This is a genomic window from Paracoccus broussonetiae (assembly GCF_031854425.1).
Taxonomy (GTDB): Bacteria; Pseudomonadota; Alphaproteobacteria; order Rhodobacterales; family Rhodobacteraceae; genus Paracoccus; species Paracoccus broussonetiae.
The window spans coordinates 132,150-153,096 of record NZ_JAVRQI010000004.1 but is presented as its reverse complement, the minus strand read 5'-3'; the positions used below and the strand labels follow the sequence as shown (position 1 = coordinate 153,096).

Genomic DNA, 20,947 nt, shown 5'->3' with positions numbered 1-20,947 from the left:
CTTGGCATGGGTATTTGTTAAACGGTGAAATGTTGAGGTCGCGCCCCGGACCGCCGGGTCCTCCCTGCGGGACAGCGGATTGCCGGGCAGCCGGGGCGCTTTCACCGTTTGCGGTCATCGGCTCCCCTGCCTGTACCGCGAATCCGAGACTAGGGGCGAAGCAGTTAAGGAAAACCTAACCGCTTCACCGTTTTCGAAATACCCAATCGCGGCGGTGCCGCTGTCGAAACGCTTGAGGATGGACAACAGATGACGGCAAGACTGCATTGCTTCGGGGAATCCGGCCACTCCTACAAGGTGGCTCTGATGATGGAGATGACGGGGCACCCTTGGGAGCCGGTCTTCGTAGATTTCTTCGGCGGAGCAACGCGCGGGGCGGACTACCGCAGCCTGAACGAGATGGGCGAAGCGCCGGTACTGGTCGAAGATGGGCAGGTCCTGACGCAATCCGGCGTGATCCTGCTGCACCTCGCCGAAAGGACCGGGCGCTTCCTTGATGGGGATCGGAACGAGATCCTGCGCTGGCTGTTTTGGGACAACCACAAGGGATCGGCGCAATTCGGCACCCTGCGTTTCCTGATGAACTTCCTGCCGCCCGAAAAGCGCCCGGCCGAGGTCATCACCTTCCTGCAAGGACGCGTGCGAGCCGCGTTGAAGACGCTGGACACGCATCTGCAGGACCGCGCCTGGCTGGCGGGCGAGCAGGCGACGATCGCCGACCTGTCCTGTTGCAGCTATCTTTATTATCCCGAGCCCTTCGGTTTCGACCGCGCCGATTGGCCCAATATCGACCGTTGGCTGGATGGCATTGCCGCCCTGCCCGGTTGGAAACACCCCTATGACCTGATGCCCGGCAATCCTTCCGACCGGGCCGTGAAGGAGGACGCATGACCGAAGCTTATATCTATGACGCCGCCCGGACCCCCCGCGGCAAGGGCCGCCTCGATGGCAGCCTGCACGAAGTCACCTCGATCGCGCTGTCGGCCCGCCTGCTGAACGCCGTCAAGGAACGCAACGGTCTGGAAGGTCACGCGGTCGAGGACGTGATCTGGGGCAATGTCACCCAGGTCAAGGAGCAGGGCGGCTGCCTTGCCCGCTCGGCGGTGCTGGCCTCGGATCTGGACGAGTCCATCCCCGGCCTTGCGATCAACCGCTTCTGCGCCAGCGGGATGGAGGCGGTGAACCTTGCCGCGAACCAGGTCAGGGGCGGTGCCGGTCAGGCCTATATCGCCGGCGGAGTCGAGATGATGGGCCGCGTCGCCATGGGCAGCGACGGCGCCGCCATCGCGGTGGATCCCAGCCTGACCTTCGGCACCTATTTCGTGCCGCAGGGCATCTCGGCCGATATCATCGCGACCGAGTACGGCTTCACCCGCGAACAGGCCGATGCGCTGGCAGTCGAATCCCAGCGCCGCGCGGCACTGGCATGGACCGAGAACCGTTTCGCGAAATCCATCGTCCCGGTCATCGACCAGAACGGCCTGACCATCCTTGACCGCGACGAATACATGCGTCCGGGCACGACGGTCGAGGATCTGGCAAGGCTCAAGGCCAGCTTCAAGGAAATGGGCGAGATGATGCCCGGTTTCGACAAGGTGGCGATGCTGAAATACCCGCATCTCGACCATATCGACCACATCCACCATGCCGGAAACTCGTCGGGGATCGTGGACGGCGCGGCGGCCGTGCTGATCGGAAATGCCGAATTCGGCAAGGCCCATGGCCTGAAGCCCCGCGCCCGCATCCGCGCCACCGCCAAGATCGGCACCGATCCGACGATCATGCTGACCGGCCCGGTTCCGGTGACGGAAAAGATCTTGCGCGACAGCGGCATGTCGATTTCCGACATCGACCTGTTCGAGGTGAATGAGGCATTCGCCTCGGTTGTGCTGCGTTTCATGCAGGCCTTCCAGGTCGATCCTGCCATCGTCAACGTCAATGGCGGCTCGATCGCACTTGGCCACCCGCTGGGCGCGACCGGCGCGATCATCATCGGCACGCTGCTGGATGAATTGGAGCGTCAGGACAAGACCGTCGGCCTTGCCACGCTTTGCATTGCATCCGGCATGGGCGCTGCGACCATCATCGAGCGGGTCTGATGGCGATCCTGCGCAAGGACAGCGTGACCGAGACCCATGCGGTCTCTACCTATCCGGCGCCCTACTATCTGGGTTCCGGCAACCTGTCCTATCGCCCGATCTCAGAGGCGGGCGGGCTTGACCAGTTCGGCGCAGCGCTCGAGACGCTGCATCCCGGCGGACAAAGCTCGCAAATGCACTGGGAGGAGCATGAGGATGAGTTCCTCTATATGCTCTCGGGCGAACTGACCGTGATCGAGGACGGGATTCCGACCGTGATTGGCCCCGGCGATGCCTGCTGCTGGAAGGCAGGAGCCCCGGTAGCGCATTGCCTCAGGAACCATACAGACCAGCCGGCAACCTACCTGATCGTGGGCAGCCGCCGGCCGGAAAACATCTGCCATTATCCGGGCCTCGACCTTCTGGCGACGCCTGCGGGGTACACGCATCTGGACGGTACCCCCTACCCGCAACAGGGAGATAAAGAATGACCGACTTCACCATGCAGAAGGACGCGGACGGCGTCGCCATCATCACTTGGGACGTGCCCGGAAAGTCGATGAACGTGCTGAGCCTTGACGGCGCGGCGAACCTGAACGGCCTGATCGACGAAGCACTGGCCGACGAGGCCGTCAAGGGCATCGTCATCACCTCCGGCAAGAAGGATTTCGCCGGCGGCATGGACCTCAACGTCATCGCGCAGATGAAACAGGGCGGCGCGCAGGCGGTCTTTGAGGGCGTGATGACGCTGCATCACCTGCTGCGCAAGATCGAACTCGCGGGCATGGACCCCAAGACGAAAAAGGGCGGCAAGCCTATTGCCGCGGCGCTTCCCGGAACCGCGCTGGGAATCGGGCTGGAGCTGCCGCTGTCGACGCACCGCATCTTTGCCGCCGAAAACCCGAAGGCCAAGATCGGCCTGCCGGAAATCATGGTCGGGATCTTTCCCGGCGCCGGTGGCACCACCCGCCTCACGCGCAAGATGGGCGCGCTGGCCGCTGCCCCTTTCCTGCTGGAAGGCAAGCTTTCCGATCCGGCCAAGGCAAAGGCTGCCGGCCTGATCGACGAGGTCGTGGCCGATCCGGTCGCGGCTGCCCGCGAATGGGTGCTGAAGGCGACCGAGGCGGATCTGGTGAAGCCATGGGATGTCAAGGGCTACAAGATGCCGGGGGGCGAGCCCTATCACCCGGCGGGCTTCATGACGTTTGTCGGCGCCTCCGCCATGGTCCATGGCAAGACGCTGGGCGTCTATCCGGCGGCCAAGGCGCTGCTCAGTGCGGTCTATGAAGGTGCGCTGGTGCCCTTCGACACGGCGCTGAAGATCGAGGCGCGCTGGTTCACCAATGTGCTGATGAATCCCAGTTCAACCGCGATGATCCGCAGCCTCTTCATCAACAAGGAGGCGCTTGAGAAGGGCGCGAACCGCCCGGAAGCCCCGGATCAGACCGTGAAGAAAGTCGGCATCCTCGGCGCGGGCATGATGGGCGCGGGCATCGCCTATGTCTCGGCCATGGCCGGGATCGAGGTCGTACTTATTGATGCGGCACAGGACGCGGCTGATCGCGGCAAGGCTTATTCGACCGGGCTTCTGGACAAGGCAATCAGCCGCAAGCGTTCGACCGAGGAAAAGAAGGCCGAGGTTCTGGCCCGCATCACCGCGACCACCGACTATGCCACCCTCGCCGGCTGCGACCTGATCGTTGAGGCGGTGTTCGAAGATCCCTCGGTCAAGGCCGATGTCACGAAACGGGCCGAGGCGGTGATCCCGCAGGACGCGATCTTCGCGACCAATACCTCGACCCTGCCGATCAGCGAACTGGCCAAGGCCAGCGCCCGGCCCGACCAGTTCATCGGCATCCATTTCTTCTCGCCCGTCGACAAGATGCTGCTGGTCGAGATCATCAAGGGCAAGCAGACCGGACCGCGTGCCGTCGCCAAGGCGCTGGACTTCGTGCGCCAGATCCGCAAGACGCCGATCGTGGTCAATGACGCGCGCTTCTTCTACGCGAACCGCTGCATCATCCCCTATATCAACGAAGGCATCCGCATGGTGGCCGAGGGTGTCAGCCCGACGCTGATCGAGAATGCCGCGAAACTGATGGGGATGCCGCTGGGTCCGCTGCAACTGGTGGACGAGACCTCAATCGATCTTGGCGTCAAGATCGCCAAAGCGACGCGCGCCGCGATGGGCGGCGCCTATCCAGACGGCGCGGTGGACGAGGTCATCTTCAAGCTGGCCGATCAGGGGCGACTTGGCCGCAAGTCCAAGGCGGGCTTCTATGACTATGACGAAGCCGGCAAGCGGCAGGGATTCTGGTCCGGCCTTGCCACCCAGTGGCCCGAGGCGGAAACGCAGCCCGAACTGACCGAGATCCAGCACCGCCTGATGTTCGCCCAATCGCTTGAAGCCGTCCGTGCGCTTGAGGAAGGCGTGCTGGAAGATATCCGCGAAGGCGATGTTGGCGCGGTCCTCGGCTGGGGCTTCGCGCCGTGGTCAGGTGGCCCCTTCGGCTGGCTCGACATGCTGGGCGCACCCCGCGCTGCCGAGATCGCCGACGGCCTTTCCGCGAAATTCGGCAACCGCTTTGCCGCGCCCGCGCTTCTCAAGGACATGGCCGCCAAGGGCGACAGCTTCTATGGCCGCTTCGGCGGCACGGCCAAGGCTGCCTGAAAAGGACAAAAGGGCAGAGGTGCGACCCTCTGCCCTTTCACCGTTTTTCAAATACCCCTGCGACAGCGCAAATCCGCGCGTTCAGATCAGCCCTTCACTCCGGAAGGCCGCGCGCAGATCGCTTTCCGGCCGGGCCCCGACATGGCCGATGACCTCGGCCGCAGCGATGCAGCCCATGCGCCCCGCAGCGGCCAGCGGCGCACCGGTCGCAAGCCCATAGATCAGCCCCGCCGCAAACTGGTCCCCTGCCCCCGTCGCATCGACCGGAACGACCTTGTGGACCGGGGCCGTCACCCGCTCGCCCTGGCGGATCAGGATCGCGTCGTCGCCCGACCGCGTGCAGACGACCGTGTCGCAATCGGCCGCGGCAAGACGCAAGGCCTCGTCAAGATCGGTGACCTGATAAAGCGAGGTCCATTCGTGGACATTGCCGATGACGTAATCCATTGGTCCAGCGACCAGCTTGCGGAACCCCTCGCGGTGGCGATCGACGCAGAACGGGTCGGACAGCGCGATACCGGCCTGCCCACCCGCCTTGTGGCAGGCCTCCGCCGCCTTCAGGAACGCGGCCTTTCCGGCATCCTTGTCGAACAGATAGCCCTCCAGGAAAAGCCAGTCCGCGCCGCTGAAGGTCGCCGGGTTCACGTCGTCGCCGCCCAGTTCCGCCGAAATCCCCAGATAGGTGTTCATCGATCGCTCGCCATCCGGCGTCACGAAGATGATCGAGCGCGAGGTCGGCAGCACCTCGCCCCCCACCGGAGGATTGACGAAGACCGTGCCCGAAACCTCGGTCTGCTCGGCATAGGACAGGCCCAACGGATCGCCCGCCACCCGCCCGATAAAGGCGGTGCGCAGGCCAAGCATTCCGATCCCTGCCAGCGTATTCGCGACCGAGCCGCCGGGCACCAGCCGGGCCTTCTGCGCCTCGGCATCGGCGGATTGCGCCGCCATCAGGAACTCGGAACGCTCGCGGTCGATCAGTTGCATGATCCCCTTTTCGATGCCCAACCGTCCAAGGCTGGCGTCAGAGGTCGGCGCGATCACGTCCATGATCGCGTTCCCGATCCCGATCACATAGGGGGTCGTCATTCGGTCTTCTCCTCAAAGGGGCACAAATCCTCGACCGGGCAGATCATGCAGCGCGGTCTCCGCGCCTGGCAGACATAGCGACCGTGCAGGATCAGCCAATGGTGGGCATCCTGTTGAAACTCGACGGGGACATTGTCCTCGATGGCGCGCTCGACCTGCTCGACATCGCGACCGGGTGCGATGCGCGTGCGATTGCCGACGCGGAAGATGTGGGTATCGACCGCCTGCGCGGGAAAATTGAACACGCTGTTCAGGACCACATTCGCGGTCTTGCGCCCAACGCCGGGCAGCGTCATCAGCGCCGCACGCGATTGCGGCACTTCGCCGCCATATTCCTCGACCAGGCGTTTCGACAGGGCAATCACGTTCTTCGCCTTCTGGCGGAACAGGCCGATGGTCTTGATTTCCTCGGTCAGTGCCTCCAGCCCGAATTCCACCATCTGGCGGGGCGTCGTCACCTTGCGAAACAGGCCTTTGGTCGCCTTGTTCACACCGACATCCGTCGCCTGCGCCGACAGCGCCACGGCAACCAGCAGGGTGAACGCGTTGACATATTCCAGCTCTGTCACGGGCGCGGGATTGGCGTCGCGCAGACGCGAGAAGAATTCGACCTGCCGGCCATAGGGCAAGGCAGAGGGAATGCGGGAAAAAGCAGCTTGGGCCATTCCTTCCAGATGCCCCGAGCCAGCCGCCAGTGCAAGCGTCCCCTGCACGCCGGCCCGCCTTCCAACGCCGAATTGCCCCTCGGCAAGGACTCGCCGCAATGTGAGTGGCCTTGCCCGATTTCACCCGCATTTCAGTGGAGTTGCCTCGGAACCCGTGCGATGTTCGCCACGTTTGGGCACCAGCGCCAGCCGGAAATGGCTGGCAGTGTCGTCAGAGGACAGGCGACTGGGCTCGCCCTTGATGAAAGGTAAAAAGAACATGAAAACCCGCTTCACGCTGCTTCTTGCATCGGCCGGCGTGCTTGCCCTTGGCGCATGCGCGAACACCACGGACCCCTATGGCACCTCGACCGGCGGCATGAGCAAAACCCAGCAGGGCGCGATTGCAGGCGCGGTGGTCGGTGGCCTGATCGGCGCTGGCGAAAGCCGTGAAAACGCCATCAAGGGTGCGGTGATCGGTGCAACTGCGGGCGCGGTTGGCGGCTCGATTCTGGACCAGCAGCAAAAGGCGCTTCAGCAGTCGCTGAACAACCCCAACATCCGTGTGGTGAACAACGGCAGCTACCTGACCGTGGTGATGCCGGAATCGACGCTGTTCGCGACGGATTCGGCCGCGGTCGGTGCACAGGGCCAGAACGACCTTTACACCATCGCACGCAACCTCAACCAATATCCGAACAGCCGGATTCAGGTCATCGGCCATACCGACAGCACCGGCTCGGCAGCCTATAACCAGGACCTGTCCGAACGTCGTGCGCGCTCGGTCTCGGGTATCCTGACCGCAGGCGGCGTTTCGACCTCGCGCATCGCGGCCTCCGGTCGTGGCGCCACCGCTCCGGTCGCGTCGAACGACAGCGCCTCGGGCCGTGCGCAGAACCGCCGGGTCGAAATTCTGATCGTCCCGACGCGCTGATCGTCCTGCAAGCAAACGCCATCGAAGGGGCCGGCAGTCGCCGGCCCCTTTTCATTTTGGAAGCTGTATGGCCGCCAGAACGGAAAAACCCCGGATGTCTCCATCCGGGGTCAGATCACTGTCTTCAGGGCCGTAAAACGGCTCTTGTCTGTGTCAGTTCAGGCGGCGCGCGACGTCGTCGATCGCCTTGTCGATGCCAGCGGCGCGCTGGTCTGCAGTCGCCTGCTTGCCCAGGATCTCGGTCGCGGCTGCAATGGCCGTCTGGATCGCACGGTCACGCACGGCACGAACCGCATCACCCTCGGCGCTGGCGATCTGATCTTCGGCCGCCTTCAGGCGACGCTCGATCGAGACCAGAAGCGCCTTCTTGGCTTTTTCAGCCTCGACGGTCGCTTCGCGCTTGGCGTTGGCGACAATATCGGCAGCCTGGTCCTTGACCTCGCGCTGGCGACGTTCGTAGCTCGCATAGATTTCCTGAGCTTCATCGCGCAGGCGGCGTGCTTCGGCCAGATCGTTGCGGATGCCTTCGGCCCGCTTGTCCAGAAGTCCGCCGACCAGTTGCGGCACACGGTAATAGATCAGGACGCCGACAAAGACCAGGAAGGCCAGCGTGACGATGAAATCCGTGTTCCGCAGCGAGAAGAACGGCCCCGAGGCTGCGAATGCCGGGCTGGCCATCAGGACGAAAAGAAGGCTCAGACGTTTCATTGCAGCGCCCCCTTCAGTCGCTGGTCGACAGCTTCACTGATCAGCTTGCCATCGGCGGTGCCGCCGAAGGTCTGGACCAGCGCCTCGGTCACTTCGCGGGCGACGTTGCGCGCATCCTCGACCGCAGAGGCCCGGATCTCGCCGATCCGCGTCTCGGACTCGGCCGAACGTGCAGCGATTTCCGCATCCGCATGGGCGATGGCCGCGTTGAGTTCCTTCTGGATCTCGGCCTTGTTGGCGGCGATGATCTTGTTTGCCTCGGCGCGGGCATCGGCCAGCGCCTTGTCATAGGCCGCCTCGGCGTCCTTGGCTTTCTGCTTGAATTCCTCGGCCGCCATCAGATCGCCGGTAATGGCGCCTTGACGGTCGCTGATGATCCCGCCGATGCGCGGCAGCGCCACACGCGACAGAACCCAATAGATCACGGCCAGCACAACCAGCAGCCAGAAGATCTGGTTGCCGAAAGTGCTGATATCCAGTTGCGGCATGCCGGCGCTGCTCGCGCCATGCGCCGCACCCGCTGCAGCATGAGCCGCATCAGCACCTTGCCCCGCCGCGTGGGCGGCCTCGGCGTTGGTCACCGTTTCTGAGTGTTCGACCACGTCTTGCGCGGTCTGTTGCAACAGGCTGAACATTTCCTACCCCATGCCGGTCGTTTCACAATCGGGTGGGCGCGTCACGCCCCCACCCAACCGCAAGGATGGCAACAGGATCAGACTGCGAACAGCAGCAGCAGCGCGACCAGGAACGAGAAGATGCCCAGGGCTTCGGCGAAGGCCATGCCGATGAACAGCGTGGCGGTTTGCGAAGCGGCAGCCGACGGGTTACGCAGGGCGCCCGACAGATAGTTGCCAGCAACGTTGCCCACACCCATGGCGGCACCGGCCATACCGATGCAAGCCAGACCGGCGCCGAGATACTGTCCCAGTTGACCCAGATTTTCCATATTCATGCTCCTTGAGGCTTTGGAAAGAGTTTGATTGTCCTGCTCTGCTTGTCCCGGCTTAGTGGCCGGGGTGCAGGGCGTCCTTCAGATAGACGCAGGTCAGGATGGCGAAGACATAGGCCTGGATAAGTGCGACCAGCACTTCAAGCCCATACATGGCAACGATGGCCAGGATCGAAACCGGCGCGATCGCGGCGACGGCGGCAAAGGCCGCGAACACCTTGATCACCGCGTGGCCCGCCATGACGTTGCCTGCAAGTCGGATCGAGTGGCTGACCGGACGCACGAAGTACGAGATCAGCTCGATGACGGCCAGGACCGGGCGCAGCGCCAGCGGCGCCGAGCTGACCCAGAAAAGGCCCAGGAAATGCGTGCCGTTCTTGACGAAACCCAGAACAGTGACGCCCACAAAGACCATGACGGCAAGCACGCCCGTAACAGCAATCTGCGAGGTCGCCGAGAAGGATTTCGGCAGCAAGGCCAGGAAGTTCGCGAAGAGGATGAACGAGAACAGCGTCATGACATAGGGGAAGTATTTCAGCCCGTCCTTGCCGGTGACGTCCTCGACCATCTTGCGGACCATGCCGTAAAGCAGTTCCGCGATGGACTGGATGCGGTTCGGAACGACTGCACGACCACGGGTGCCAAAGACCAGCAGGCCGATGATGCACAGTGCGGCGATACCCATCCACAGGGTCGCGTTGGTGGGCGTGTACCAATGCAACTCCGAGCCGAAGAGCGGCTTGACGATGAACTGGTCCATCGGGTGGAAAACCAGACCTTCACTGTGTTGTTCTGTCGCCATCGTCATCTACCCTTGTCGTCGCCGGATTGCCCCGGAGCCTTGCCTATCTCGTTCGCCGTCCGCAGCATCGTCTTGATCCCGGCCGCCAGACCGATCAGGACGAACACCACCATCAGGATTGGTGTCGTGCCAAACAGCGTGTCCAGCCCAAATCCAATCCCGAACCCGATGCCCAGTCCGGCCACCAGCTCGGTTACCATCCGCCATGCCAAGTTGGCCTGGCTGAAATGCTCCTCGCCGCGCGAGGCCTCTGGCGGTTCCACCTTCTGGCCCAATCGGGCCTCAAGCTGACGCAACCGCTCCGCGTCCCGGGCACGCGCGGCATCATGGTCGTCATCTTCGGCCATGCCTCACACCCCCGTTATCGGTTGGCGAGGTGATAGGTGCTGCGGGGCTGCGAGTCAAGCTGATGGCCGCCCCTTCTAACATACTGTTTTTGTGTAATTTAGCGGCACCAGAATATCTCGGATTCCGCTACTTGCGGTGCGCGGGCAGATTGACCCATATTCAACCCAGCAGTTAAGTAAGGATCAGATGCCCGCCTCAGGCCCAAGTCTCGACACTATCTTCGCCGCGCTCGCCGACCCGACGAGGCGCGCGATCTTGGGGATGCTGTTGGAGGATGACATGGCAGTGACGGATGTCGCCGCCCCCTTCGAGGTCAGCCTGGCCGCCATATCGAAGCACCTTGCCGTGCTGGCGACAGCGGGCCTGATCCGGCAAGAGCGTCGTGGCCGCATCATATGGTGCAAGCTCGACCCGGAAGGATTGCGCAGCGCCTCTATCTGGATGCAGGGATTCGGCCAGTTCGATCCGATCGACCTCGACGATTTCGAACGCTTCCTGCTGGCCGAGCTTGAGACTGCCCCCGCAGAAACGCCGGGGCAATCCTGAACGCTCACTTCACTTTGATGCGGCCGTCCAGCACCGGGGCGAATTCCGACCCCTGACGCGCAAGATATTCCGCCAACACATCTGCAAGGTCGGGTCCGAAGTCATAGGCTTCTGTCGCGTTGGTGGCGAAGACCTTGTAGCCATCCCCGCCCGAACGCATGTAATTGTTCGACACCACGCCATAGACCTTGTCCGGCTCGATTGGCGCCCAGCCATCCCCATCCTTGACCTCGACATCGGAGATCCGCTTTCCGACTTCGGCAGCGGGATCGACTGTCAACCGCAAGCCGGCGACCTGGGCAAAGCGGCCCGCCTTGTCCTCATACTGGCTGGCTCCATTCTCCAGCGCCGCGACGATGTCCACACCCTTCAGGCGAAACGTCGACAGCGTATTCTGGAACGGCAGTACCGAAAGCACCTCGCCCATCGTGACCGGACCCGCGTCGATTGAAGCGCGCAAGCCCCCGCCATTGGCGATGGCAATGGTAATGCCCTGTCCCTTTACCCGCTCCAGCATGGCGTCGGCGACCACAACGCCCATCTCGCATTCGCGCTGACGGCAGGTTTCCCGACCGCCGTCGATTGGAGCCTTAGTTTCGGCCACCAGCTTTTGCTTCAACTCCTCGATCGGCGCGGCCATTTCCTGGACCCGCGCAGCGATCGCGGCGTCCTGCGGGACCGAGTTGTCCAGGATGATCGGCGCGCCCTCAGCCTTGATTAGCTTGCCGCTGTCGTCCCATGACAGGATCAGATGACCAAGGTACTTGCCATAGGCATAGGCGGTGGCGACCGGGACCACTGTCCCGTCGGCAGCCTTGACCAGCGTCGGATAAGGCCCCTCTGCCCCGTCCATTTCGCCCAACAGGGTGTGACTGTGCCCGCCGATCACGGCGTCGACACCCGCCACCTGCACGGCGATTTCCCGATCGCGGCGATATCCTTCATGAGTCAGCGCGATGATCTTGTCGACACCGGCACCGGTCAGTTCGGCCACGTCCCCCTTCAGGCTCTCCAGGTCGTCCTGAAAGATCACCTTGTCCCCGGGTGAGGAAGTCTCCGGCGTGTCCATGGCGAGCGCTGACACGATCCCGATCTTGTCGCCGCCAACGTCAAGCGTCAGTGCGCCGCCGACCTTGCCCTTCAGCTCGGGCGACTGCGACACGTCGAGATTGCCCGAGACCACCGGGAACTTCACACCTTCGGCCAGTAATTGCAGACCCGCGGGGCCATCGTCGAATTCGTGATTGCCGACGGCCATTGCGTCAAAACCGATCGTGTTCATGAACTCGACGGTGTCCTTGCCCTTGTAGGTCGTATAGAAAAGGCTGCCCTGATACTGGTCACCCGCATCCAGTACGACGACATTCTGGCCTTCGCCCCGCAACTTGTCGCGCATCTCGTTGATCTTTGCGGCAAGGCGCGCGACGCCGCCAAAGCATTCGCCCTTTGCCTCAGTCTCGGCGTCGCAGGTGGCGTCCGACTTGTTGATCGGCTCGATCCGGCTGTGAAAGTCGTTGATATGCAGGACATGCAGCGTGAAATCCGCATGGGCAGCACCAGCGCCAAGCGCCGTCATCGCCGCCGTCAGGAAAAACCAGCGTCTCATCATTTTCTCTCGCCACCTGTAATTGGACGAGGGCAGCTTCGGGGAAGGTCTTTCGCGCGTCAACAACCGCGCATCCTTCGGACTTGACGCGGCCCCGATGCGCAGCGCATGAACCGCGCCATGCTGGCGTATAAAATCTTTCGTGCTTCCGAATTCGAGGCGTTCTGTCGGGACGGCCGCAGCCTTGGCGCTCCGGTCGATCTGGCCGATGGCTATATCCATCTTTCCACAGCAGCGCAGGTTCCCGGAACACTGGCCAAGCATTTCGCAGGTCAGGCCGGTCTGCAACTGCTGGCCGTGGACACCGCCAAACTTGATGTACTGAAATGGGAAGCTTCGCGCGGGGGCGATCTGTTTCCGCATCTTTACCGCGAATTGCGTGAAGCGGATGTGCTGTGGAGCCGTGAGATTCATTCCGGACCAGCGGGACATGTGACCGGAGATCTCTCGTGAAGCTGTTCGAACGCCTTGGCGTCGCTGCCCTCCATTCGCTGGACCCCGAACGGGCGCATGATCTTTCGATCCTTGCCCTTGAACGCGGGCTGGTGCCACTGACGGGCGCGCCCTTCACATCCCCGCACTTGCGGACGCGGATCGCCGGTCTGGACCTGCCCAATCCTGTCGGTCTTGCCGCCGGTTACGACAAGAACGCGCGCGCTGTCTCGGCGCTGATGCGGGCGGGATTCGGTTTCATCGAGGTCGGCGCTGCAACGCCCCGCCCGCAATCCGGCAATCCGAAACCCCGGCTGTTCCGGTTGTCCGAAGACCGCGCCATCATCAACCGCTTCGGTTTCAACAACCAGGGGGCCGAAGCCATTGCCGCGCGCCTTGCGCGCCGCAGCCCCACTTATCCGCAAGCAATTCCAGTGGGTCTGAATATCGGCGCCAACAAGGACAGCCAGGACAAGAGCGCGGATTTCGCGACCGTCGTGCGCATGGCTGGCGATAGTGCGGACTTCCTGACGGTGAACGTCTCGTCTCCGAACACCGAAAAGCTGCGCGACCTGCAGGGCCCCGAGGCGCTTGCCGCCCTGCTGGACGGGGTCATTGCCGCAAGGGACGCGCTGACTCGCCGACCCCCGGTCTTCGTGAAGATCGCTCCCGATCTTTCGGACGCCGACCTGGCCGACATTGCCTCGGTCGTGACGGCTGGCCGCATCGACGGCGTCATCGCGACGAATACCACGCTCAGCCGTGATGGGATTTCATCAGTTCACGCAACCCAGACAGGCGGGTTGTCAGGAACGCCGCTGATGAAGCGATCCACGCATGTCTTGGCCCGCCTCAGCCAGTTGACCCAAGGAAAGATGCCGATCATCGGCGTAGGCGGGATCGGCTCGGTCGAGGATGCCTGGCAGAAAATCCGCGCAGGCGCATCGGCAATTCAGTTGTACTCGGCGCTGATCTATCAGGGATTTTCGCTGGCTGACGAGATTGCGCGGGGGCTGGATGACCGGCTGCGGCGTGAAAACATCACTCCGGCCGAACTGACCGGCAGCGGGCGGCAGGACTGGCTGTAATCAGAACAGCCCGTCATGCCCCAGCAGCTGGTTCATCGTATTCGACGGATCGCTGCAACCGGCATCGCCAACGATGCGGGCAGGCACGCCCGCAACGGTCTTGCAGGGAGGAACCTCGCTCAGCACGACAGATCCAGCCGCGATACGCGAATGGTGGCCGACCTTGATGTTGCCAAGAACCTTCGCCCCGGCGCCGATCATGACGCCATTCCCGATCTTCGGGTGTCGGTCGCCATCTTCCTTGCCAGTGCCGCCCAGCGTCACCGAATGCAGCATCGACACGTCATTGCCCACCACCGCGGTCTCGCCGATGACGATCGAATGGGCATGGTCGATCATGACTCCGGTGCCAATGCGCGCCGCAGGGTGGATATCGACGCCGAAAACTTCCGAGCAGCGCATCTGCACGAAATAGGCCATGTCGCGGCGTCCCTGCTGCCACAGCCAATGACCGATGCGATAGGACTGCAATGCCTGATAGCCCTTGAAGAACAGGATCGGCTGCATCAGGCGATGGGTCGCGGGATCGCGGTCATAGACGGCAAGCAGGTCAGCCTGCGCGGCCAACGCAAGCTCAGGCGAGCGCGCGAACGCGTCATCCGCGATTTCCCGCAGGATTTGCTCGCTCATCTCGCGCGACGCCAGCTTCAGCGAAAATCGATAGGCCAGCGCCGCTTCGAACGTCGCGTGGTGCAACAGCCCGGCATGGATCAGCGCGCCAAGCAATGGCTCGTCGCGAACGGCGATGCGTGCCTCACGCTGGATCCGTGCCCAGACCGAGACGCGGGAATTGTCACGCGTCTCGTCGACTTGCGGTTCGACCAGGTCCTTGTGCAGGTTCATGTCAGGGCGTCCGTCAGCTTGCTCATACCCAGTCTTAGCGCAAACGACGGATGGCCGAAAGGGTCGGTCAGTCCGGAAGCCTCAATTCCCGCCAGTGAACGACGATGCGCACCTTGCCCGTGGCGAACTGCCCGCCCACCGCCGTCAGGCGCAGTGGCGAAGGCGTCCAGTAGGTCATTGGTGCCCCCAGGATGCCCCGAGACCATGACGCCGCAGATTTTCCCAGACCTTCGCCAAAGCGGTTCACCGCATCGGAATGCCCCAACGACCACGATGTCAGGCTGCCGGTGATCGCCGTCAGGACCCGCGCGGTGGCCCCGACCACCATCACGCCCGACGGGATCGCCATGGACGTCGTCACCGTCGCCCCGGACTGGATGGTGACATCTTCACTTGCCTGACCGACCAGCATCCCGGCACCATGCTGTCCAAGGCTAAGTGCCCCCGCGACCCAGTTCGTCCCGTCGTGGATCGCGGTGACGCCACGATCCACGATCATCGCCCTCCGACCAAAGCGTGGCCGGACAAAGACCCATCCGCCATTCACCCCGATCGCGACCTTGCCGGCCTGACCTTCCCAAGCGTTGACAGCCCCGCTGGGGATAGCCCAGCACAACCCTTTCGACGACAGGAGTCGGCGGGGTCGTGCGACTGATGCTCTGCAGCACCAGATCGACCGCGCCATCCAGCCGCACCAGCGCGTCATTGACCGTGACGTGCTTCTGCGCCTGCGCTGGCAACAGCAAAGGCAGTTCCAGATTCGAAGTCGCGTTGTCAGCCGTTGATGACCATCCTTGCATGGGGTCCGGCCCCGAAAACTTCAGACAATTGAGCAATCTCGACCGCAAACGCCCCGCCCGAGACTGCCGCGTTCCAGCTTTCCGCCGGAACATTCCATTGCGGCGCGTCCAGCACCGCCTCCAGAAGTATCGCGCCGTTCCTAACCAGCCTGGCGGCGTACTGTTCCCGCGCTTCGCCCAAAGGCACGTCCGGACCTTCCCAGCCATCTCCCTCGATCCGCGTTCGCCGGATCCAACTGATCCGGTTGCCGGAAACCGAGAGGTGGCATGGCGTCCAGGGCCGCAGCCCGGCCCCCCTGTATGCGCCTGACAGCGCCCGATAGCTGGGATCATCAGGACTGCGCAGCGCAGGACCTATCCGCCAATAGCGCATCTGGTTGCGTGCGCTGGGGGGCAGATCGACCTGGCTGGCCGCGCCATCCAGCAACACGACCACACTTTCCGCGGCCCAGACCTCGGGGATGAAGGCATCCGTCCCTGCCTGCCCCCTCAACCTGGTCGAGATCTCCCAGATCCCGGCGCCCAACAGCTTCGCGTCGCGGAACTGCAAAAGCTCCCACCCTTCGGCGGAACCGTCGCCGATGGCCAGCAGGTTCGCGCCGCCCAACAGCGCAGTCTCACTCACGGAACCGGTGTCGCCGCCCTTTAACTTGAGTCGTAGCGGCGGACCCAGGTCCCACACCCCCGGTCGCGCACGGGACAGGGGTTCAAGCGTCACTCCCATGACAGAGCCGCTTTCGAGCGTGATGTTGCGGGCGTAGCCTCCGCTTTTCTCCGGCGCGGCTCAGACAGCCACGCTGCCCGGCCAGGGTGTGGCTGCAACAGCAAGGTGAGGCGCATGGGGCTCCTCGTCGCCTCGCATCAGTGGCAGGTCAAGAAACACCGGCCACACCGGAACGGGTGGCACGAAAGCTCGTTGGCTGACATCCTCGTCGGACCCTTGAGTCGGGCGATAGACCCCCGGCTCTACCCGGACAGCCTCGACATTCAGTGTTGAGGCCCGCTCGATACGGTCGATCCGCCAGCGCCGGGCCAAGCTTGCACCATCGCCCAGCTCGACTACATCCCCCGGTCCCAGGTGGCCAAGCGACGGAGGCAAGGCGAAACGCACCGTTTCGCCCGAAACCATAGCCTCGGATAGCCAACGATCCGCAATGGCGCGCCCCTCGGCAGGGGTCAGCACCAGCGGCAACTCGCTGTCCGAGGCGGTTTGCAACTCCGCGCCCGCCGCGATCGTCTCGGCCGTCCGGGTGGCATAATCCGCGCCAGCCTCGATGTGGCTCAGACGGGATCCTTCCCGCCAGCTCCGCAACCGCGGCTCGCGCGAATTCCGGTGCCGCCGTTTCCTCGGACAGCGCGATGTCAGCGGCATCCAGCCGCGCGTCGACCCTTGCGTCCCGCATCAGGAACCGCAACACGCCGTCCCGTTCGACCGCATCGAAGCCATGGGCCAGCATCAGCCCCTGCAAAGCTGCACGGGCAGTGTCCGCGCCCGGTACCACATAGCCGCGCACCAACCCCGAAAGAGGCTCGGCATCGAAGGCATCGACACCCGCGACCCGGCAAATCTCGGCCACGACATCAGCCAGGGGAATCGCGCCCGCACGGCCATTCAGCCAGTGGCCGTGCTCCCACGCAGGGCCGTCCGACCAAAGATCAGCCCGCGCGGGAAAAGCCGGATAGGGGCGTGCGTCCCAGCACCAGACATGGGCGCGGTCCATCTCGACCATCCGGCCCGATGCCATCCTGCCGTACCTTTGCCTTGGCGGGTTGTTCGCCGGATCGCCCCAATGCTCGGTCACGGCACGGATATATGCCGCCTGCACCAGATCATCGCGTCGACCGGTCGAGAAATAGGGCAGCGAGGATTCCGAACTCATCGCATCCAGAAACTTGTTGGGCTGGTTCGTCGCCTTGTCCAGCGCGGCGCACCCCATCTCGGTGAACCACACGGGTTTTGAGCCGGGCACCCATGGGCTCGCGGCGGCCTGCCTGGTTCCGCCGATCCGATCGTGGTGCTCGTTCAACCACCAGCCGCGAATGTCCTTGTATCGCCACAACCAATGTTCATGGAACAGGCCATCCCGGATGGGGCTGCGACGCTGCGCCTGCCGATCCTCATCGCTCGCATAATACCAGTCGAAACCCTCGCCCCCGGCGACGTTCGCACGCAGATAGGCCGGGTTGTCGATGCGCTCCCAATGCGCGTCCAGATGATCTTCGCCTTCGCGCCAATCGGAAAGCGGCATGTAGTTGTCGATACCTATGAAGTCGATATTCTCGTCCGCCCAAAGCGGGTCCAGGTGAAAGAACACATCACCATTCGCGGGATGATAGCCGAAATACTCCGACCAGTCGGCAGCATAGCCGATCTTGACCTCATTCCCCAAGATCGAGCGAACGTCGGCGGCCAGCCGACGCAGTTCGGCAACGGCGGGAAAACTGCGACCCCGCCCCTGGATCTGGGTCAGGCCGACCATCTCCGAACCGATCAAAAAGGTATCGATCCCTCCCGCTACCGAACACAGATGGGCGTAATGCAGGATGAACCGGCGATAGGACCATTCGAGAGGCCCCGAATAGGTGATCTCCTCATCAGCGCATGCAAAATCCGTCACCGAGGCCTTGCCGAAAAAGCGCGCGACTTCCGCCTCGGCATCCGCCCCGCCTGCTGGGCTGCCTTCGCGCCCGGGGGCAATGCTGGTCGTGATCCGGCCACGCCAGGGCATCACGGGTTGATCAGCCGAACCGGTCCAAGGATCAGGCTTCCCGTTTCCGGGCAACTGCTCCATCAGGATGAACGGATAGAACACGGCCTTGCGGCCACTGCCCGCAATCTCCCTCAAAGCCTCGATGACGGACCCGTCTGAGGGCGTGCCCCCGTTCACCGGACGGCCATCAATCCGCGCGACCTCGGCAGCATCGCTCCGACCAATCCCCCCGGCACGCCAAGGCATTTCATGCCCGTCGCGGGTCACGTCTTCGACCTTGGGCTGGACCTTGCATTCACCGACCCGCAGATCGTCGCCGAACCAGGACACCACCATCGACACCGATCCGACATCGGGCAATTCGCGTCCAAGAATGCCCAGCAATGCCTGAAAATCCGACCGGGCCAACGCCGAGTTCCGATTGACGACCCGCGTCTCACCCAAGCCGTAGTCATAGCTGACGGGCGTCGTGGCCAACGAATATTCGCCCGTTCCCGGAATCATCGCAACGGCCCTGACCTGCCGGGACAAACCACGACCGGACTCTGCTCGGCGCGTTACCTCGAAACTCAGTTGGGGAACCCGGTTCCCCCAGCGGTCAAGCGCAAGAGCCTCCAGCACGACATAGGCCGTTCCGCGATAGGCCGGGGCATCCTCGCCTTCCTGCGCGACGATTGCAGGATCCGGCAGTTGCGTTTCATCGCCGGGATAGACGCGCATGTTCAGATCGTCGGGCGAGATTTCTTCGTCAGCGACACCGTATCTCGCGGCGACCAGACCACCCGGCCCGAGCCCGCCGCCAAAGCCACCACCTTGCCTGCCGCGCTGGCCTTCGCCTCGACCGCAGCGGCGGGCGCATCATCGCGCCCGAACCATCGAAACCCCATCGGGTCCTCCTGTCATCCATGAAAAAGGGGCCGCTTTCGCGACCCCTGCGACCCTTTTCCGATGATCCGCGGCTACAGCCCCCGCACCTGCGGTCGGCGGTAATGCAGCGCGGGCTCGATCATCAGTTCGTGCATCGCCCAGACCAGCGCATCCAGCCGGTCTGGCGATCCCCTGCCCTCATAGCCGCGGACGGTCATGCGGCACATCTGGTCCTCCAGCGCGCCAAGCCCGCGCAGGTGCCGCACCCGCCCCTGTTCGTAAAGCGCGGCGACCGGCTCGGCCCGCAGTCCCTTGCCGCGCCCTGCCCGCAGCGCGCGGAACGGCACCAGCGGATCGATCTGGCGCAGCACGCTTTCGATCAGGTCGCCCCCCTGGTTCACCTCGGCGACCATGCGTTCGGCCCCGTGACGCTCCATTGCGGCGATGGCGGCACGCGCCCAGTCGGTCGGACCGCCGCGGATGCTGGCATCCTCCAGCACCACGCCGCGCCACTCACCCGGTGCGCCGTCTGTACAGACACCGGCGACGACGATCCCGCATTCGTCCGAAGCCGCCCCGCCCGAGACCGACGGATCGACCGCGACAACCACCCGCGACAGCTTCGGCGACGCGTCGATCCGGCAGGATTCCAGCATCGCCGTGGTCCACAGCGCGCCCTCGACATCGTCCAGCAACAGCCCCTCAAGCTCCTGCCGGCCCAGCCGCGTGCCGCCATAGCGCGTCTCGACCTCGGCCAGGAAGCTTTCGGCCAGATAGGCACGGTTCGCCTCGGTCGGTGCGTGGGTGGTCACGGTCGAGGCATTGCCCAGAATCCGCTTCAGCACCGCGACATTGCGGGGCGTGGTCGTGACCATCTGCTGCGGATGTTCGCCCAGCCGCAACGCGAATTGCAGCATGTCCCAGGTCTCCTCGGACTTCTTCCACTTGGCCAGCTCATCGACCCATGCGGCATCGAATTGCGGACCGCGCAGCGCCTCGGGCTCATGCGCCGAAAAGACCTGCGCCGTCGCCCCGTTCGGCCAGACCAGCCTGCGCCGCCCGGCTTCCCATGCCGGGCGGCGGTCGGGGGGTGAGCAGGCAAGGATGCCCGACTCGCCAAAGACCATGACATCGCGCGCCTGATCGAATGTCTCGCTTACCAGCGCGACACGGTGCGCCCGTCCCGGTGCATCGGGCGTCGCGCCCTCGACCTGCGAACGCACCCATTCGGACCCGGCACGTGTCTTGCCCGCGCCGCGTCCACCCATGACCACCCAGGTCTTCCAGTCACCCTCGGGGGGCAGTTGGTGTGGCAGCGCCCAGAACTCGAACAGCCAGGGCAGGCTGGCCAGCGCATTGTCGCTCAGGCCTCCCAGAAATTCGTCAACCTCCTCCGGCGCGGCGCAGGCAAGCCAGCCTGCGCCCGACCTCATCTCGGGCTGCAACAAGGTCGAGCGTGCCTGCCCCGACCTGTCCGGCAGCATCCTTGCGAAGCTTGTCAACCTTGCTCCTTTCCTCCAGCACCATCTGGGCGGCGGCCCTCAGGTCGCGCACCAGCTTGCCGGATTCCTTCAGTTCATCTGTCTCGCCGGAGCTGATCTTTTCCCGCAGGCGGGTCAGGTCGGCCGCATAGGACCGGAACAACCCGTCCGCGATCTCCAGCACGCTCAAGTCAAGGTCGGACGCCGTGACGGCGCCGGCCACGAAAGGCCCTTCCGGTGCCTCTGGCCCCGGATCGAAACTCATCGTCATTTCCGTATCGCCCTGCCCTCGTGTGACTGTCCGCACGAGCGAGACATGAAAAAAGCGGCCCAAGGTCATCGACCCGGCC

Annotated in this window: 23 protein-coding genes and 3 pseudogenes; 8 read left to right on the top strand and 18 right to left on the bottom strand. The window is 63.8% G+C overall.

Annotation, left to right across the window (positions count from 1 at the left end):
* The first annotated feature begins 249 nt into the window (after window positions 1–249).
* Genes RM190_RS06500 through RM190_RS06485 form a run of 4 tightly spaced genes read left to right on the top strand, consistent with a single transcriptional unit; the run spans window position 250 to window position 4,749 of the window.
* Window positions 250–891 carry a glutathione S-transferase family protein gene (locus tag RM190_RS06500; RefSeq protein ID WP_311758599.1) on the top strand — a complete coding sequence of 214 codons (642 nt, stop codon included), beginning with the start codon at window positions 250–252 and terminating at the stop codon, window positions 889–891.
* A complete protein-coding gene (locus tag RM190_RS06495; protein ID WP_311758598.1) occupies window positions 888–2,099 on the top strand; it encodes an acetyl-CoA C-acetyltransferase in 1,212 nt (403 codons plus the stop codon). The genes RM190_RS06500 and RM190_RS06495 overlap by 4 nt, the downstream gene beginning before the upstream one ends.
* On the top strand, window positions 2,099–2,569 hold the full coding sequence (locus tag RM190_RS06490; protein ID WP_311758597.1) for a cupin domain-containing protein: 471 nt from the start codon (window positions 2,099–2,101) through the stop codon (window positions 2,567–2,569). The genes RM190_RS06495 and RM190_RS06490 overlap by 1 nt, the downstream gene beginning before the upstream one ends.
* Window positions 2,566–4,749, top strand: coding sequence for a 3-hydroxyacyl-CoA dehydrogenase NAD-binding domain-containing protein (locus RM190_RS06485; RefSeq protein WP_311758596.1), 2,184 nt, complete (start codon window positions 2,566–2,568; stop codon window positions 4,747–4,749). Before RM190_RS06490 ends, RM190_RS06485 begins: the two co-directional genes overlap by 4 nt.
* Window positions 4,750–4,830: 81 nt before the next feature.
* Here the strand turns inward: RM190_RS06485 and RM190_RS06480 are convergent, their stop codons facing one another.
* The 3 genes from RM190_RS06480 to RM190_RS06470 form a co-directional block, all read right to left on the bottom strand.
* Window positions 4,831–5,838, bottom strand: coding sequence for an adenosine kinase (locus tag RM190_RS06480; RefSeq protein ID WP_311758595.1), 1,008 nt, complete (start codon window positions 5,836–5,838; stop codon window positions 4,831–4,833).
* Window positions 5,835–6,503 carry an endonuclease III gene (nth, locus tag RM190_RS06475; RefSeq protein ID WP_311758758.1) on the bottom strand — a complete coding sequence of 223 codons (669 nt, stop codon included), beginning with the start codon at window positions 6,501–6,503 and terminating at the stop codon, window positions 5,835–5,837. Before nth ends, RM190_RS06480 begins: the two co-directional genes overlap by 4 nt.
* Before the next feature lie 120 nt (window positions 6,504–6,623).
* Complete coding sequence (locus tag RM190_RS06470) at window positions 6,624–6,764, bottom strand: hypothetical protein (protein ID WP_311758594.1); 141 nt, start codon at window positions 6,762–6,764, stop codon at window positions 6,624–6,626.
* On the opposite strand from RM190_RS06470, the gene RM190_RS06465 reads away from it, so the two are divergent.
* A complete protein-coding gene (locus tag RM190_RS06465) occupies window positions 6,763–7,416 on the top strand; it encodes an OmpA family protein (protein WP_311758593.1) in 654 nt (217 codons plus the stop codon). The two genes, RM190_RS06470 and RM190_RS06465, sit on opposite strands and share 2 nt — an antisense overlap.
* Before the next feature lie 153 nt (window positions 7,417–7,569).
* Here the strand turns inward: RM190_RS06465 and RM190_RS06460 are convergent, their stop codons facing one another.
* The 5 genes from RM190_RS06460 to RM190_RS06440 form a co-directional block, all read right to left on the bottom strand.
* Entirely contained in the window at window positions 7,570–8,124 is a 555-nt protein-coding gene (locus RM190_RS06460; RefSeq protein WP_311758592.1) for a F0F1 ATP synthase subunit B, read from the bottom strand.
* Window positions 8,121–8,759: a F0F1 ATP synthase subunit B' gene (locus tag RM190_RS06455; RefSeq protein ID WP_311758591.1), complete on the bottom strand. Its 639-nt coding sequence runs from the start codon at window positions 8,757–8,759 to the stop codon at window positions 8,121–8,123. The genes RM190_RS06460 and RM190_RS06455 overlap by 4 nt, the downstream gene beginning before the upstream one ends.
* Window positions 8,760–8,836: 77 nt before the next feature.
* Window positions 8,837–9,070 carry a F0F1 ATP synthase subunit C gene (locus RM190_RS06450; protein WP_036740245.1) on the bottom strand — a complete coding sequence of 78 codons (234 nt, stop codon included), beginning with the start codon at window positions 9,068–9,070 and terminating at the stop codon, window positions 8,837–8,839.
* Window positions 9,071–9,128: 58 nt separating this feature from the next.
* Window positions 9,129–9,875: a F0F1 ATP synthase subunit A gene (locus RM190_RS06445; protein WP_311758590.1), complete on the bottom strand. Its 747-nt coding sequence runs from the start codon at window positions 9,873–9,875 to the stop codon at window positions 9,129–9,131.
* Window positions 9,876–9,877: 2 nt separating this feature from the next.
* A complete protein-coding gene (locus tag RM190_RS06440; RefSeq protein ID WP_311758589.1) occupies window positions 9,878–10,222 on the bottom strand; it encodes an AtpZ/AtpI family protein in 345 nt (114 codons plus the stop codon).
* Window positions 10,223–10,409: 187 nt separating this feature from the next.
* Between RM190_RS06440 and RM190_RS06435 the strand changes: the two genes are divergently transcribed.
* The gene (locus RM190_RS06435; RefSeq protein WP_311758588.1) at window positions 10,410–10,769 is read left to right on the top strand and encodes an ArsR/SmtB family transcription factor; all 360 of its coding nucleotides are present in this window, start codon (window positions 10,410–10,412) and stop codon (window positions 10,767–10,769) included.
* Window positions 10,770–10,773: 4 nt separating this feature from the next.
* Here the strand turns inward: RM190_RS06435 and RM190_RS06430 are convergent, their stop codons facing one another.
* Window positions 10,774–12,375 (bottom strand): bifunctional metallophosphatase/5'-nucleotidase, encoded by a 1,602-nt coding sequence (locus RM190_RS06430; protein WP_311758587.1) that lies wholly within the window; start codon window positions 12,373–12,375, stop codon window positions 10,774–10,776.
* A gap of 108 nt (window positions 12,376–12,483) precedes the next feature.
* On the opposite strand from RM190_RS06430, the gene RM190_RS06425 reads away from it, so the two are divergent.
* Together RM190_RS06425 and RM190_RS06420 are read left to right on the top strand one after the other, a co-directional pair.
* Window positions 12,484–12,828 carry a DUF952 domain-containing protein gene (locus tag RM190_RS06425; protein ID WP_390908042.1) on the top strand — a complete coding sequence of 115 codons (345 nt, stop codon included), beginning with the start codon at window positions 12,484–12,486 and terminating at the stop codon, window positions 12,826–12,828.
* A complete protein-coding gene (locus tag RM190_RS06420) occupies window positions 12,825–13,895 on the top strand; it encodes a quinone-dependent dihydroorotate dehydrogenase (protein WP_311758586.1) in 1,071 nt (356 codons plus the stop codon). The genes RM190_RS06425 and RM190_RS06420 overlap by 4 nt, the downstream gene beginning before the upstream one ends.
* On the opposite strand, the gene cysE is transcribed toward RM190_RS06420, so the two are convergent.
* From cysE to RM190_RS06375, 9 genes and pseudogenes are all read right to left on the bottom strand, one after another.
* Window positions 13,896–14,738: a serine O-acetyltransferase gene (gene cysE / locus RM190_RS06415; protein WP_311758585.1), complete on the bottom strand. Its 843-nt coding sequence runs from the start codon at window positions 14,736–14,738 to the stop codon at window positions 13,896–13,898.
* A gap of 67 nt (window positions 14,739–14,805) precedes the next feature.
* Window positions 14,806–15,237: a hypothetical protein gene (locus RM190_RS06410; protein ID WP_311758764.1), complete on the bottom strand. Its 432-nt coding sequence runs from the start codon at window positions 15,235–15,237 to the stop codon at window positions 14,806–14,808.
* A 9-nt stretch (window positions 15,238–15,246) separates the two neighbouring features.
* Window positions 15,247–15,423 (bottom strand): annotated as a pseudogene (locus RM190_RS06405) (DUF2793 domain-containing protein); the annotation flags it as partial.
* 89 nt (window positions 15,424–15,512) lie between these two features.
* Entirely contained in the window at window positions 15,513–16,262 is a 750-nt protein-coding gene (locus RM190_RS06400; RefSeq protein ID WP_449301381.1) for a GTA baseplate fiber-binding domain-containing protein, read from the bottom strand.
* Window positions 16,263–16,322: 60 nt separating this feature from the next.
* Window positions 16,323–16,910, bottom strand: coding sequence for a phage tail protein (locus RM190_RS06395; RefSeq protein WP_311758756.1), 588 nt, complete (start codon window positions 16,908–16,910; stop codon window positions 16,323–16,325).
* Window positions 16,888–18,969, bottom strand: a pseudogene (locus RM190_RS06390) (baseplate multidomain protein megatron); the annotation flags it as partial. The pseudogene RM190_RS06390 and the gene RM190_RS06395, both read right to left, overlap by 23 nt.
* Before the next feature lie 23 nt (window positions 18,970–18,992).
* Window positions 18,993–19,136 (bottom strand): annotated as a pseudogene (locus RM190_RS06385) (phage portal protein); the annotation flags it as partial.
* Between the two features lie 72 nt (window positions 19,137–19,208).
* Window positions 19,209–20,549 carry a DNA-packaging protein gene (locus RM190_RS06380; protein ID WP_311758583.1) on the bottom strand — a complete coding sequence of 447 codons (1,341 nt, stop codon included), beginning with the start codon at window positions 20,547–20,549 and terminating at the stop codon, window positions 19,209–19,211.
* Window positions 20,500–20,862, bottom strand: a complete 363-nt coding sequence (locus tag RM190_RS06375; protein ID WP_311758582.1) for a permease — start codon at window positions 20,860–20,862, stop codon at window positions 20,500–20,502. Before RM190_RS06375 ends, RM190_RS06380 begins: the two co-directional genes overlap by 50 nt.
* Window positions 20,863–20,947 lie beyond the last annotated feature (85 nt).